Source organism: Pandoraea captiosa (assembly GCF_902459775.1).
GTDB lineage: Bacteria > Pseudomonadota > Gammaproteobacteria > Burkholderiales > Burkholderiaceae > Pandoraea > Pandoraea captiosa.
On the sequence record NZ_CABPSQ010000009.1, the window covers coordinates 1 to 12506 of the forward strand.

Annotated in this window: 14 protein-coding genes and 1 tRNA gene; 8 read left to right on the forward strand and 7 right to left on the reverse strand. The window is 63.1% G+C overall.

Features of this window, described 5'->3' with window-relative positions; all coding sequences use genetic code 11:
• Positions 1-356: 356 nt before the first annotated feature.
• Positions 357-1367, forward strand: coding sequence for a serine/threonine protein kinase (locus tag PCA31118_RS19715; protein WP_150626775.1), 1011 nt, complete (start codon positions 357-359; stop codon positions 1365-1367).
• A 116-nt stretch (positions 1368-1483) separates the two neighbouring features.
• On the opposite strand, the gene PCA31118_RS19720 is transcribed toward PCA31118_RS19715, so the two are convergent.
• Positions 1484-1942, reverse strand: coding sequence for a metal-dependent hydrolase (locus PCA31118_RS19720; protein WP_150626776.1), 459 nt, complete (start codon positions 1940-1942; stop codon positions 1484-1486).
• A gap of 339 nt (positions 1943-2281) precedes the next feature.
• On the opposite strand from PCA31118_RS19720, the gene PCA31118_RS19725 reads away from it, so the two are divergent.
• From PCA31118_RS19725 to PCA31118_RS19740, 4 genes are all read left to right on the forward strand, one after another.
• Positions 2282-3010 (forward strand): transporter, encoded by a 729-nt coding sequence (locus tag PCA31118_RS19725; RefSeq protein WP_150626777.1) that lies wholly within the window; start codon positions 2282-2284, stop codon positions 3008-3010.
• 165 nt (positions 3011-3175) lie between these two features.
• Positions 3176-3252, forward strand: a tRNA-Met gene (locus tag PCA31118_RS19730).
• Between the two features lie 371 nt (positions 3253-3623).
• Entirely contained in the window at positions 3624-4436 is an 813-nt protein-coding gene (locus tag PCA31118_RS19735; RefSeq protein ID WP_150626916.1) for a class I SAM-dependent methyltransferase, read from the forward strand.
• Positions 4437-4592: 156 nt separating this feature from the next.
• Complete coding sequence (locus tag PCA31118_RS19740) at positions 4593-5162, forward strand: cysteine hydrolase family protein (protein WP_246190349.1); 570 nt, start codon at positions 4593-4595, stop codon at positions 5160-5162.
• Between the two features lie 74 nt (positions 5163-5236).
• On the opposite strand, the gene PCA31118_RS19745 is transcribed toward PCA31118_RS19740, so the two are convergent.
• Together PCA31118_RS19745 and PCA31118_RS19750 are read right to left on the reverse strand one after the other, a co-directional pair.
• Positions 5237-6205: a bifunctional helix-turn-helix transcriptional regulator/GNAT family N-acetyltransferase gene (locus PCA31118_RS19745; protein WP_150626779.1), complete on the reverse strand. Its 969-nt coding sequence runs from the start codon at positions 6203-6205 to the stop codon at positions 5237-5239.
• Between the two features lie 196 nt (positions 6206-6401).
• Positions 6402-7739, reverse strand: coding sequence for an aminotransferase-like domain-containing protein (locus tag PCA31118_RS19750; protein ID WP_150626917.1), 1338 nt, complete (start codon positions 7737-7739; stop codon positions 6402-6404).
• A gap of 149 nt (positions 7740-7888) precedes the next feature.
• Between PCA31118_RS19750 and PCA31118_RS19755 the strand changes: the two genes are divergently transcribed.
• Positions 7889-8443: a PaaI family thioesterase gene (locus PCA31118_RS19755; RefSeq protein WP_150626780.1), complete on the forward strand. Its 555-nt coding sequence runs from the start codon at positions 7889-7891 to the stop codon at positions 8441-8443.
• 52 nt (positions 8444-8495) lie between these two features.
• On the opposite strand, the gene PCA31118_RS19760 is transcribed toward PCA31118_RS19755, so the two are convergent.
• Positions 8496-8828 (reverse strand): hypothetical protein, encoded by a 333-nt coding sequence (locus tag PCA31118_RS19760; protein WP_246190330.1) that lies wholly within the window; start codon positions 8826-8828, stop codon positions 8496-8498.
• A gap of 372 nt (positions 8829-9200) precedes the next feature.
• On the opposite strand from PCA31118_RS19760, the gene PCA31118_RS19765 reads away from it, so the two are divergent.
• The gene (locus PCA31118_RS19765) at positions 9201-9542 is read left to right on the forward strand and encodes a zinc ribbon domain-containing protein YjdM (RefSeq protein ID WP_150626782.1); all 342 of its coding nucleotides are present in this window, start codon (positions 9201-9203) and stop codon (positions 9540-9542) included.
• A 72-nt stretch (positions 9543-9614) separates the two neighbouring features.
• On the opposite strand, the gene PCA31118_RS19770 is transcribed toward PCA31118_RS19765, so the two are convergent.
• Entirely contained in the window at positions 9615-10013 is a 399-nt protein-coding gene (locus PCA31118_RS19770) for a GFA family protein (protein ID WP_150626783.1), read from the reverse strand.
• Between the two features lie 315 nt (positions 10014-10328).
• On the opposite strand from PCA31118_RS19770, the gene PCA31118_RS19775 reads away from it, so the two are divergent.
• Positions 10329-10589, forward strand: coding sequence for a hypothetical protein (locus PCA31118_RS19775; RefSeq protein WP_150626784.1), 261 nt, complete (start codon positions 10329-10331; stop codon positions 10587-10589).
• A gap of 79 nt (positions 10590-10668) precedes the next feature.
• Here the strand turns inward: PCA31118_RS19775 and PCA31118_RS19780 are convergent, their stop codons facing one another.
• On the reverse strand, positions 10669-11859 hold the full coding sequence (locus PCA31118_RS19780; protein ID WP_150626785.1) for a CmpA/NrtA family ABC transporter substrate-binding protein: 1191 nt from the start codon (positions 11857-11859) through the stop codon (positions 10669-10671).
• Between the two features lie 9 nt (positions 11860-11868).
• A complete protein-coding gene (locus tag PCA31118_RS19785; RefSeq protein WP_150626918.1) occupies positions 11869-12444 on the reverse strand; it encodes an ANTAR domain-containing response regulator in 576 nt (191 codons plus the stop codon).
• Positions 12445-12506 lie beyond the last annotated feature (62 nt).

The window sequence follows — 12506 nt, forward strand, 5'->3', positions numbered from 1 at the left end:
TGCATCAGCAGCAGAGAAGTGAGATTATGTCGCAGCTTCTCGTCGTCGTCAACAGTTTTTTTCGCTTTCTTCGTTCGCCGCCGTAGCGACTCACCAGCTCCAAAACCACCAACCACCGGGCTTTCCAGCCCGTCGCCTCAACCCCGCCGCTGCTTTCGCTGCGTCGCTGTCGTTGCGAGAGACGAGATATTAATGACCTTCGACCAATCGCGCAAGCCCTTTGTGAAACTATTTTGACGTCCACGGATTTCGCCTGATTGGCAGTCCCGATCCAGCCGCCCCATCCCTATATAGGGAGAAGTCTGCTTGTGCCTTCCCCTACACCGCCGTCGCCACCTTTGGGCACAATAGTGCCCATGAATACCGATCTGCGTCACGACGCCTCCGGGCGCTCACACCCCTTCGCCGCCCTGCTGCCCGACACGGTCATTACCGCCGTCGAGCAACTCGGAAGTTATAGCGACGGGCGCCTGCTCGCGCTCAACAGCTACGAAAACCGCGTCTACCAAATCGGCATGGAGGACGGCCCTCCCTTGATTGCCAAGTTCTATCGTCCCGAACGGTGGACCGACGACGCCATTCTGGAAGAGCACGCATTCACCCAGTCCCTCGCCCAGCACGAGATCCCGGTCGTGGCGCCATTGAACATCCAGGGGCACACCCTGCATCACTACGAAGGCTTTCGCTTCGCCCTCTTCCCTCGACGTGGCGGTCGCGCGCCCGAACTCCAGGACCCGGACACACTCAACTGGCTGGGCCGCTTTCTCGGACGCATTCACGCCCTGGGCGCCACGCAGCCATTCCAACACCGCCTCACGCTGGACATCGACACCTACGGTCGCGCTCCCGTCGATTACCTGTGGACGCATGATTTCATCCCCGCCGACTTGCGCGACGCCTGGCGTAGCATCGTCGATCTCGCACTGGACGGCGTCGCGCGTGCCTACGAGCGCGCAGGTGACATTCGCCTGCTGCGCGTTCACGGCGACTGCCACAGCGGAAACGTGTTGTGGACCGATGCCGGACCGCACTTCGTCGATTTCGACGACACGTGCACGGCGCCGGCCCTGCAGGATCTCTGGATGCTGCTCTCGGGAACGCGGGCGGAAATGACCATGCAACTGGACGAAGTTCTCTCCGGCTACGAGGACTTCGCCGACTTCAATCCGCGCGAACTCCATCTGACGGAAGCCTTGCGGACGCTGCGTCTGCTGCACTACAGCGCCTGGCTCGCGCGCCGTTGGAACGATCCGGCATTTCCGGCCGCCTTCCCATGGTTCAACACGCAGCGTTACTGGCAGGACCGCATCCTGGAACTGCGCGAGCAGGTTGCCCTGATGGACGAGCCACCGCTTACCTGGCGCTGAGCGTCACACCGCGCAAATCGTCCTGCACCATCGAACGCCCTCTGACACCCTCCGAGCCCCACTGACCCACTGACCCACTGACACGCTCCGGCACCCTCCGAAGACAACCACTTCACTCACCACCATCGCCACATGACGAAAGCGAGCGCCGCCGCCACGCACCACTCCGCGCCGGAGCCGGTGCTCACGTACAGCGGCGAGCGAAAACGTGTACGCAATGGCCAGCAAAGCGGCACACCGGAGGGCGTCAGCCAGTCGGCCAGCAGATGCGACAGATATCCCGCGCACAACGCGAGCATCCATGGCGGAACGTGCCCCCATCCGTAAATGCAGGCGACGATCGCGAGCGCCGGCAACACCAGCGAATGCGTCATGCCGCGATGCCCGAACAATCCGGATATCGCAAGCGACAGCGGCGCCACGCGCCGCCCCAGCATACTTTTCGGATGATCGATATCGGGCAGTAACGCCCCGACGAGCGTCAGCGGCCACGCATGGACGCTTGCCGCCCAGCCAGTGCGATGCATCAGCCAAGTCGCACCAATGCCGAATATGAGATGACTTCTGGCTTGCATTGAAAAGTTTCGAGTCGACGCGCGAAAGCGATTCGGCTTCGCGCAAAAAGGGCGGCGAAGTCTACCACCGCACCTGATGCCCCGCGCGGGCGCTGCGTGACCACATCAAAAACAAATGTGCAACGCCAATGGAGAGACATCGCAAAGACAGCGGCAAATTCGACACGTTCCGTCACGTCCCTATGACTTTGCGCACGATTCCATTGACGCTGTCACACGCGGACTTTACGATCCGCCCGACCGATCTCTTGGCCGCTCGATCACCTGATCCCATGAGCGCCGCCGTTCGCGTGACGACGCGCGCAGACAAAAGAGCCAAAGACCCCGCAGGAGTTTTCGATGAAGAAGTTTCTGATGCTCGCCGCCGCAATCGCGCCACTTGCCGCGCACGCTGCAAACCCGCTCGTCACGGACGACACCGGCACTCAGGACACGGGCAACTGGCAGCTTGAGCTCAACAGCGAGTGGCTGACGTTCCCCACATCGCGTCAGCAACAATGGACCAACACGTTGACCTACGGCGTGCTTCCCTCGCTCGACGTCGCCATTCAGGCGCCGTACCAACGCTCCCGCCCCGATGGCGACGGCTGGACCAGCGGCTTCACCGATCTGCTGTTGCAGGCCAAGTGGCGCTTTCTCGAAGGCGAGCAATGGAGTCTTGGCCTGAAGCCGTTCGTCACGCTGCCCACCGCGAGCCAGGACCGCGGCCTGGGCAACGGACGCGCTACGACCGGCGCCAACCTGCTGATGCAATACAACCTCGATCGCTGGACATTCCTCGCCAATGCCGGCTACACGTGGAACAACAATAGCGTGGGCAATCGGCAAAGCTTGTGGAATGCTTCCACGGCCGTACTGTTCAGCGTGACGGATCAATTGCGGCTCGTGGGCGACATCGGCCTCGCCACGGACCCCGACAGCGGTTCGCAAACCAAGCCCGCCTACGCACTGGTCGGCGTGATCTACAGTCCGACGAAGGACCTCGATCTGGACGTCGGCTACAAGCGCGGCCTGAATCCCGCATCGCTCGCGCACTCGGTGCAGGCCGGTGTCACGATTCGCTGGTGAGCGCCGTCACGCCACGCGTTGCCGGGGCATGCGCAGCGCGTTGGCGCACGCGCCAGAGGCAAGAAAAGCGCATGTGTCGCGCATGAATTTCGCGGGAGCATTAAACTTAATGTCATAAATGCTTGACACAATGCGCAGAATACCCGTATTATTCTTCTTCTCAGACGCGGGGTGGAGCAGTCTGGCAGCTCGTCGGGCTCATAACCCGAAGGTCACAGGTTCAAATCCTGTCCCCGCAACCAGTTTCATGCTGACGCCTTGATTTCACGACGAAATCAAGGCGTTTTGCTTTTGGGCGTCCGCAACGTTGCGAGCGATCCGCCCCGTCCACCCTATCCCCCTCGCCGAAAGCAATGTCGAGGAGGCCGGTCTCGCAGCCTTCGCCCAGCGTCCCGCGCGATCGAGCCATCACGCGATTGCCTCCCACCGCCAGCGCCACATCCGGCATCCTGAATTCAAAAGCGCCCTCAGGTATTAAGCACCGGGACGGCATGACGTGGCATGACATCCGCTACGCCCGGCCGCCCGCCGATTGCCCCAGAACCGCCAACGTCGCACCAAGCACCTAGAATTCAGGAAGTACTGGCACGGCATGTCTCACCGGGAGCGCATGATGTCCGACCACGACAAGGTATTCGACGGTTCGATCCCGAAGTGTTACGACACGCTGATGGTGCCGCTGATCTTCGAGGCGTATGCCGACGACACGGCGCGACTCGTCGCTGCGAGTTCTCCCGACGCGGTACTGGAAACGGCCGCCGGCAGCGGTGCGCTCACGCGCGCACTTGCTCCAAGACTTGTCTCGCACGCGCGTTATGTCGTCACCGACCTCAATGTGCCGATGCTCGACTACGCCGCCAGTCGCCAACCCGAAGACGTTCGTATCGAATGGCGAGAGGCCGACGCCCTCGCGTTGCCGTTCGACGCCGGCTCCTTCGATGTCGTCGTGTGTCAGTTCGGTGCGATGTTCTTCCCCGATCGCACGCAGGGCTTTGCACAAGCCCTTCGTGTACTGAAACCGGGCGGACGCTTCATATTCAGTGTCTGGGATCGCATTGAGGCAAATGAATTCGCCAACGAAGTCACCCATGCCGTCACCACGTTGTTCCCTGACGATCCGCCGCGCTTTCTGGCGCGCACGCCACACGGATACCACGACCCGGCGCGCATTCGGGAGGACTTGCAGCGCGCCGGCTTCACGCAGATCGACATCGAAACACGAGCCGGAACCAGTGTCGCCGCATCGGCGCGGGATGCCGCAATCGCCTACTGCCACGGCACGCCCTTACGCAACGCGCTTGAAGCGCGTGGCCCCGATGCGCTGTCGCTTGCGACCGACGCCGCCACAAAAGCCATCTCCGCTCGGCACGGCGACGGACAAGTGAGCGGGAAGATTCAGGCACACATCATCGTTGCAACGCAATAGCGAAGCGATGATGGGCAGACGTCGTGTGCGCGTCGACAAAGCGTCGATTGCCCTCATGCTAGAGTCACGCCATCGCCCCCACCGCCCCCGCTCATGTCCTCATTCAACGACAGCAGCATCGCGGCTTCGACAGACCGCGAATACGACGCGCACAGCATGACGATTGCCCCGGCAAAAACCGCGTTGATCGTCATGCATTACCAGACCGACATCCTCGCGTTGTTTCCATCGGTTGCCCCCACGCTGTTGAGCAATACGCGGGCCCTGTGCGACGCCGCCCGCGCCAACGGCGTTGCCGTCTACTTCGTGAAATTTCACTTCAGCGAAGGTTATCCGGAAGTCAGCCCGATGAACCGCAACGGGCAAGGCGTCAAACGTCTGGGGCTATTCGTGCACGACAAGATCTCGCCCGAACTCGGTCAGCGCACCGACGAGCCATGCATCGTCGCTCATCGCGCCAGTGCCTTCTTCGGCACCGACCTGCAGGCACAGCTCGCCCGTCGGGGGGTCGACACACTGATCATGGCGGGCATTGCCTCGACCGGCGTGATGCTCTCGAGCGTCGCCTACGCGAGCGACGCCGATTACCGGTTGTTCACCGTGAAAGACTGCTGCTACGACCCGGACGCCGTCGTGCACGATCGGCTGTTTGCCACGGCATTCGACTCGCGAACGACTATCCTGTCGCTTGCCGACGCGCAGACCTTGCTGGAACGACGCCGCTAGCTGCACCCAACTGCGGGAGGCAACACGTCACGCTACTTCACAGTGCGTAGCAGCACGCAATAACGCAAAGCGCATCAACGCCTGCGTCGGACAAACCGCTGCTCGGTGACCGTGCTGCCCCATTGGTCGCCTTCGAATGCCTCTGCCAGACGAAAGCCGAACGACTCGTACAGATGACGGGCCGCATCGAGTCCTTTGAACGTCCACAGGTATGTCTCGTGGAATCGCGCGTCGACATAATCCATGGCCGTCGACATGAGGCGTCGCCCGACACCGGTGCCGCGCAGCACGTCGTCGACGATGAACCAACGCAGATGCGCGACACCCGTCTCGAGATTTCCATCGATTGCCAGGGACGCGAGCGTACGGCCATTCTCGACGTAAAGCCACAAGGCCTTGCCATCGACGGGCAAGGCGCCGGCAAACTCCGCCAGGCCCATTGCGACCTTCTTCTCGAAGAATGCACCGAACCCCCAATGCTCCGCGTAGTAGCGCGCATGAAGACTCGCGATATCGCCAATGCATCCGGGCCGATACCCTTGCGTGATCTGCGCCGCAGCATCGGCCTCGCCATCGCGCTTCGACGCGTTGTCCTGCGCCAGCGCGTCCGCATAAAGCGCCAGAGAACGAACCAACGCCTCCTGATCGGCCGGCACGATGCGTCGCAGCGCACTGGAGACCTGATCCGTCGCGTAGCGATCGATCTTGCGGCGCAACTTCTGCCCTTCGTCCGTCAGATACAGCTCGGAGGCACGCGCGTCGTCATTCGCCGTCGTGCGGCGCACGAACCCGCTGGCTTCGAGCCTGGCAACCTGGCGGCTGGTATTCGATTTGTCGAGCCGCAGAATATGGCCAAGGTCCTTGGCGCTGATGCCGGGCGATGCACCGATTTCGATGATGGCGTGCACCGCCGACGGTGCGAGGTCACTGCCCGCCAGCGTGTTACGCATGAAGCCGAGTTCTCGAACCAATCGGCGCGAAAAGTCGCGCAGTTCCAGAATTTCGGCGTCGCGGGGCTTACCGGGGAGGTCGACGATGTCCATAGGTCATCTCACTGAGACGGGGGTGAATGTCAGCGCGGCATAAGTTGCGAATCGCAACCAATATAGTTGCACATCGCAACTTACGCAAGCACAACCTTGCTCACCGCCAGCCAGATCACCGCCCTCCCTCGACCTCCAAGCGGGAACGCGTTACGCGCTCATCCCGCCGTCCGTCGCATCGAACAGGTGTCCCAGGTCACCACGGCATACGCTCGATCACGTCTCGCACCTCGGTCAACACCGGTTCGACCTGCGCGTCGGCCATCGAACTCAAGCCCAGACGCAACGCGTGGGGCGCATGCCGTGTCGTCGCGTACGCCTGCGCCTTCGACACGGCAATGCCACGCACTGCGAGGGCGGACGCCACCTGATCCATGCGTAAGCCCTCGGGCAATGGAAGCCACAGAAACAGCGAGGACGGATGCGCCACGACGTCCATGCCGCGCAACACCTTGCGGGCCATGGCCTGACGCTGCTTCGCGCTCTCAATCTGGCATTGTTCCCGCCGCCGGAACTCGCCGCTCGCCATCCACCGCGTGGCGATTGTCGTCACAAGACTCGGCAGACTCCAGTAGGTTGCACGAATCACTCGCTTGATCTGCCCCGCATGCCCCGCCGGCGCGATGACGTAGCCGAACCGCAGCCCGGTTGCCATGCTCTTCGAGACACTCGAGACGTAAAACGTGCGCTCGGGCGCCAGCGTGACGATCGGCGGGGGAGCGTCGTTAGCGAGATAGGCATATGTCGCATCTTCGACAATCAGGCAATCGTAGCGTCGCGCGATGGCCACCAGCCGGGCACGCTGCGCCGCGCTCAACACCCATCCGAGCGGATTGTGCAGCGTTGGCATCGTGTAGATCGCCCGCACCGCGCGTTGCCGACAGGCAGCCTCCACGGCGTCGAGGTCCGGGCCGCGGCTCCCGCACGCGATCGGCCTCAATGCGAGTCCCGCGAGCGACGCCGTCATCCGAAACCCCGGATACGTCAGCGCATCGACGACCACCCCGTCGCCCGCGCGCAATGCCGTTCGTACCACCACGTCCAGGCCTTGCTGCGCCCCACCGACGAGAAAAACCTGTTCGGCGGGCGCATCGATGCCGCGCGCCTGCCGCAAATACGTCGCAACGGTCTCGCGCTCGTGACGACGCCCGCCTGGTGGCTGCTGATGCATCAACGCACTCAGATCACCGGCCGTGGTCAACTCGCGCAATGTCGCACGCAGCAGTTCGCTCTGCTCGGGCCATGACGGATGATTGAACGACAGGTCCACAGCGCTGGCGCTCAGGCGCGCCTCGTCGTCGACGTCCCACTCCCGCTGCATCGGACGATCACGTACGAACGTCCCGCGCCCGACCTCTCCGACGACCAGGCCCAGATCGCGCAGTTTCGCGTATACCTTCGTGGCCGAGGCAATCGCAATGCCATATTGCGCAGCGAGCTTGCGGTGCGTGGGCAGCAGCGTTCCGGGCGGCAGCACCCCGCTGCGAATCTCGTCGGACAGGCGCTCGACAAGCGCCGTCACCGGTGAGGACATCGGGGACGAGGGGGACAAGTTGGCCGATGAGGCGGACGCAAGCGCGGTCGAGGAAAGAGACGCAGTCATGACTGTACGTAGGACAATTTCTTGATTGTCCGATGCTAGGTGACGACACTTTACACAACAAACGACACCCGAGGCCTGCCATGTCCGCCCCACGCCACACCGACGACGCCAGTCGAACGCCCCAGCCCGCTCAACCCCGCCAAGCCGGTCAAGCCGGTCAAGCCGGTCAACTCCCGGTGCTGAACTATCTGAAGCGTCAGCTCGACGGCACCTTGCGCGGCGACGAAACGATTCACATGCGTTATCCGACGGCGATCTCGCAGTTCCTCGGTTTTCACATCATGGAGGTTGGCGAAGCCCTGGCGGTCGTCGAGCTGTGCACGCACACCGACATCCACGGCAACCAACAAGGCACCGTGCACGGCGGCCTGCTTTGCGAGCTCGCCGATGCGGCCATCGGGACCGCGCATTCGACCTTGATGGCTGACGGAGAGACGTTCACGACCATCGATCTGAAGGCGACGTTCCTGCGCCCAGTGTGGGAAGCCCGACTGCTCGCGCACGCGTGGGCCACACATCGCGGCCGCACCGTCTCGCACTATCAATGCGACATCAAGCGAGAAGACGGCAAGGTCGTCGCCCGGGTGGACAGCGCGGTCATGACCTTGCGCGGCGATAGCGCCAGGGGCAGATAGTGCAGATACTCATGCTCAAGACCCGCCGACCTCCCGGTCGACGGATCACGCGTCAAATCCCACCCAACAAATCGTGCGAATCGAGAATCGCGTAAGCAATCTCGGGGCGGGCATCGAGGCAGCGCCGAATGGCGGCGGGAATGGCGGAGCGGGTCTTGCGGCAGAGGCCGGGTTGCGCATCCAGCTGAATGATGATGCCGCGAACCGTTTTGACTTCGTTCGGGCCCGGCGCAATGCGCAACTGAATGCCGAGTTGCGCGTGCATCAAACCGATGATGCGGTTCAGTTCGGGGAAACTGGAAATCGCTTCGATGCGCGCAATCAGCCGCTTCTCCTCGGTTTGCGTGAGCATCAGGATGCGCCGGTCGCCATGCGGATCTTGCATGAGACGCTCCCGCTCGCAGGTGCAGGCACCGGGCGGACATTCCGTGCGAATGACAATCTGGATCTCGGCGGCCATGACGAGAACAATACCGGGTTGAGCGTTCAGGAAGTTCAGGAAGTTTCGGGAACGGGCAGTCGCCCATTATCAACGCAACCAGTATCGCCGGTGTAGGCCCCCCGATCCATTAGGCTTTCAACCAACCTGAAGCGGACCTGAAGCGGACCTGATGCGGACCTGATGCAGACCGGATGCCGAGGCGATGCCGCCCCCAATGCCCGCATCGGCGTTACGCCGACGCGAACACCCCCACTGCTTCAAGGGTTATACTCTCGCGCTCTTAACGCCATCGCATCACTTCAGGGGAAATTCCAGATGAGCACACTGCCTCCTTGCCCGAAATGCCACTCCGAATTCACGTACGAAGACGGAGGCATGTGCATTTGCCCGGAATGCGGCAATGAATGGTCGACACAGGCCGAAGCGGCGAGCGAGCCGACCGAGCGCGTCTATCGCGACGCCACCGGCGCGATCCTGCAAAACGGCGACACCGTCACCGTCATCAAGGATCTGAAGCTCAAGGGCGGCGGCGGCACGATCAAGATGGGCACCAAGGTGAAGAACATCCGTCTGGTGGACAGCGATCACGACATCGATTGCAAAATCGACGGCTTCGGCGCCATGAGCCTGAAAACGGAGTTCGTCCGGAAGGTGTAACCGGAACGCCCGCCGCCTCGTAGTCCCATACTCTGGTACTCCGGTACTTCGGTACTCCGGCGGGCGCCAGCGTCAGGCGGACTGCGGCAAGTGATCCTCGATCGTGTACCACGACGCTTTTGACGCCACGTGAAGATGCGTCTGACCGGGCGCGGTGAACGGTGTGTCGATGGTCCCGAGCGCCACGGAAATCCATTCGGCCAATTCGTCAGTCTTGCCGGCGTAAAACAACGAAGCGCCGCAATTCGCGCAAAACGCACGCGTCGCGAGCGCCGAGGATTCGTACGACTTCACGCTGTCGCTACCCGACACAATGTGCAGGTCCCGACGCCTCGTGCGACCGTAGCTCGCAAACGCTGCGCCGTGCCCCTTGCGGCACTGGCTACAATGACAATGGCTGAATTTCACCATTGGCCCGCGAATCTCGAATCTGACCGAACCGCACAAACAGCTCCCCTGAAGCACAGACATCGGCGCCTCCCACGGATCGAAAGCCTCATTAGAACATCGTGCCGGTGCCGGTGCCGGTGCCGGCGCCGGGCCAGTTTTCGGTCCTCCGGGGCATGAGCGCCGGGATTCCCCTCACTTTGCACAAGAAAGGCTTTCCGTTTCTCGTGTATATCGAATCCCTTCGGCTCCCTACACTGTCTCACATGCAGTGAGACGGGAGGAGACGCCCGCCAGCAAGAAAAAACCGGCGCACAGGAGTGCGCCGGTTTCCGTTCAGACCCCGAACCGTCTCCAGCAGGTGCGTCCTCGCAAACGCCCTAACCACACATGACGGCCATGAAAAAGAAGATTGCTTTAGCGGCGTTTCTCGCAGTGCCCGGATCCTTCGCGATCCTCGCGCTCGCCTGTCTGCACCCTGTCCTGCGTCGCGAACTGGCCCGCGCCGCGGGGCTCGAACCCGTCTTTGCCAACGTATCGCGACAGGTCGTGCTGCTCGCGCTCGTCTACCACCTCAACATGCACCATCGCCACCGCGAACGCGCCCTGAACGCCTGTCTGGCACGCGGCGGCGCCGATTGCGACGCCTTCGCTCAGTAATTCCCAGCGACGATTCGTCGCACCCGCGCCCGCAGACCGACTACGCCCGCACTGCGGCCCGTTCAGGCCCCGGAATGGTTCACCGTGCCCGGATGGGAAATCCATCGATATAAGCGCGCAAGTCTTTCGCACTCGTCGCATCCCAGACGCGCGCGTCGCATAACGTTTCGCTCGCGGGCGACGACACCACGGGTACGCCCTCTGCGCGTGCCGCCACCTCGAATAACGCCGTCTGACTCACTGCTGCCGCCGTCTGCGCCGCGTGCGCGAGCGCCTCGTCGTCGATCATCCCCCAACGTCGATACTGCGAGACGAACCACATGCCGTCGGTCGGATGCGGGTAATTCACCACGCCTTCATCGAAGAAACTCACGGGCAACAACGCGTGCCGCCCCGCCAGACGGCCAAAGTCCCCCAGCAACCGCGCCGCAATGAGATCGCGCGGCGCACCGACCCAGGCCGGTTCGGCCAGCCAGCCCGCAGCCTCCGCGCGGTGCCCCGGCATGTCCAGCCAGCGGCACGCGCTGAGCAGCGTACGCACGAGCGCCAGGGCCGTTTTCGGATAACGCGTGACGAAATCGCGTCGGCTGGCCAGCACCTTTTCGGGATGATCCGGCCAGATGTCGCTCGATACTGCAACCGTACGTCCCAGCCCGCGCGCCTGCGCGACCGCATGCCACGGCTCGCCGCAGCAAAAGCCGTCCAGCCCTCCCTCCTCCATCGCCGCGACCATGTGCGCGGGCGGAATGACAATGCTGTCGATGTCCGTGAGCGGATCGATGCCCTGCGCCGCAAACCAGTAGTTGAGGAACATGGCATGCGTGCCCGTCGGGAACGTCTGCGCGAAAACCGGCTTGCGACCAAGCGACGCCAGCGCGGCACGCAGTTCGCCGGTATCGGCCATCGCGTCGGCCAGCGCGGGTGTCACCGTCACCGCCTGCCCGTTGCGATTGAGCACCATGAGCACCGCCATGTCCTCGCGCGGGCCGCCAATACCCAGTTGCACCCCGTACACCAGACCGTAGAGCGAATGCGCGGCATCCAGCTCGCCAGTGAGCAACTTGTCGCGAATCGCCGCCCACGACGACTCCCGGCTCAGTTCCAGCGTCAGCCCATGTTCATGGCCCAGTTCGAGACGCTTCGCCACGACCAGCGGCGCCGCATCCGAGAGCGCGATGAAGCCCACGCGCAAATGACGCTTCTCCGGAACATCGTCCGAAATACGATCCGGTGACGGCGCGCCGGAAGCCAACCATGATGACGTCGACATGAACGGTGTCTATCCCAGTAATTCAGCAATCGAGACAAGCTGGCGCGCGATCTCGACGAGTTTCTCGCCCTGATCCATCGCTCGCTTGCGCAGAAGGGCGTACGCCTCCTGCTCGGAAATCTTGCGCCGATCCATGAGCAGGCGCTTCGCCCGGTCGATCAGCTTGCGGTCGGCCAGTTCGGTCTCGGCCTTCGCCAGCCTGGCCCGCAGTTTCTCTTCGTGTGCGAAGCGCGCGAGCGCCACTTCGAGAATCGGCGCGAGCCGGTCGGCCGCCAATCCCTCCACGGAGTACGCCGTCACGCCGGCATCGACGGCGGCGCGTATGAGCGACTGGTTGCCGTCGGCCGAGAACATGAGCACCGGTCGCGGCGCCGCCGCGTTCATCACCGCCAGTTGTTCGAGCGTGTCGCGCGACGGCGATTCGGTGTCGATGATGACCAGGTCGGGACGCTCGTTTTCCACGACGCGCGGCAACGCCTGCGGCTTGGCCACCTCGGCGAGCATCTCGCAGCCCAGACGCGCGAGCGCCGCCCGCAGTTCACCGATGGGCTTGTCGGTGTCCGTGACGAGCAGCACGCGCAGCATGCCCTGCGCCCCCGGCGCATGTGCAGCGGGCGAGGTCTTGCGGGAAGGGTCGGCCGGCGGAT

What these genes read in the sequence shown, in the direction of transcription:
- PCA31118_RS19740 (WP_246190349.1), top strand. Translation starts at nt 4,593, where the DNA reads ATGACGATTGCCCCGGCAAAAACCGCGTTGATCGTCATGCATTACCAG.
- PCA31118_RS19770 (WP_150626783.1), bottom strand. Translation starts at nt 10,013, where the DNA reads ATGTCTGTGCTTCAGGGGAGCTGTTTGTGCGGTTCGGTCAGATTCGAG.
- PCA31118_RS19720 (WP_150626776.1), bottom strand. Translation starts at nt 1,942, where the DNA reads ATGCAAGCCAGAAGTCATCTCATATTCGGCATTGGTGCGACTTGGCTG.
- PCA31118_RS19775 (WP_150626784.1), top strand. Translation starts at nt 10,329, where the DNA reads ATGAAAAAGAAGATTGCTTTAGCGGCGTTTCTCGCAGTGCCCGGATCC.
- PCA31118_RS19785 (WP_150626918.1), bottom strand. Translation starts at nt 12,444, where the DNA reads ATGCTGCGCGTGCTGCTCGTCACGGACACCGACAAGCCCATCGGTGAA.
- PCA31118_RS19750 (WP_150626917.1), bottom strand. Translation starts at nt 7,739, where the DNA reads ATGTCCTCACCGGTGACGGCGCTTGTCGAGCGCCTGTCCGACGAGATT.
- PCA31118_RS19755 (WP_150626780.1), top strand. Translation starts at nt 7,889, where the DNA reads ATGTCCGCCCCACGCCACACCGACGACGCCAGTCGAACGCCCCAGCCC.
- PCA31118_RS19715 (WP_150626775.1), top strand. Translation starts at nt 357, where the DNA reads ATGAATACCGATCTGCGTCACGACGCCTCCGGGCGCTCACACCCCTTC.
- PCA31118_RS19735 (WP_150626916.1), top strand. Translation starts at nt 3,624, where the DNA reads ATGTCCGACCACGACAAGGTATTCGACGGTTCGATCCCGAAGTGTTAC.
- PCA31118_RS19765 (WP_150626782.1), top strand. Translation starts at nt 9,201, where the DNA reads ATGAGCACACTGCCTCCTTGCCCGAAATGCCACTCCGAATTCACGTAC.
- PCA31118_RS19760 (WP_246190330.1), bottom strand. Translation starts at nt 8,828, where the DNA reads ATGCAAGATCCGCATGGCGACCGGCGCATCCTGATGCTCACGCAAACC.
- PCA31118_RS19745 (WP_150626779.1), bottom strand. Translation starts at nt 6,205, where the DNA reads ATGGACATCGTCGACCTCCCCGGTAAGCCCCGCGACGCCGAAATTCTG.
- PCA31118_RS19725 (WP_150626777.1), top strand. Translation starts at nt 2,282, where the DNA reads ATGAAGAAGTTTCTGATGCTCGCCGCCGCAATCGCGCCACTTGCCGCG.
- PCA31118_RS19780 (WP_150626785.1), bottom strand. Translation starts at nt 11,859, where the DNA reads ATGTCGACGTCATCATGGTTGGCTTCCGGCGCGCCGTCACCGGATCGT.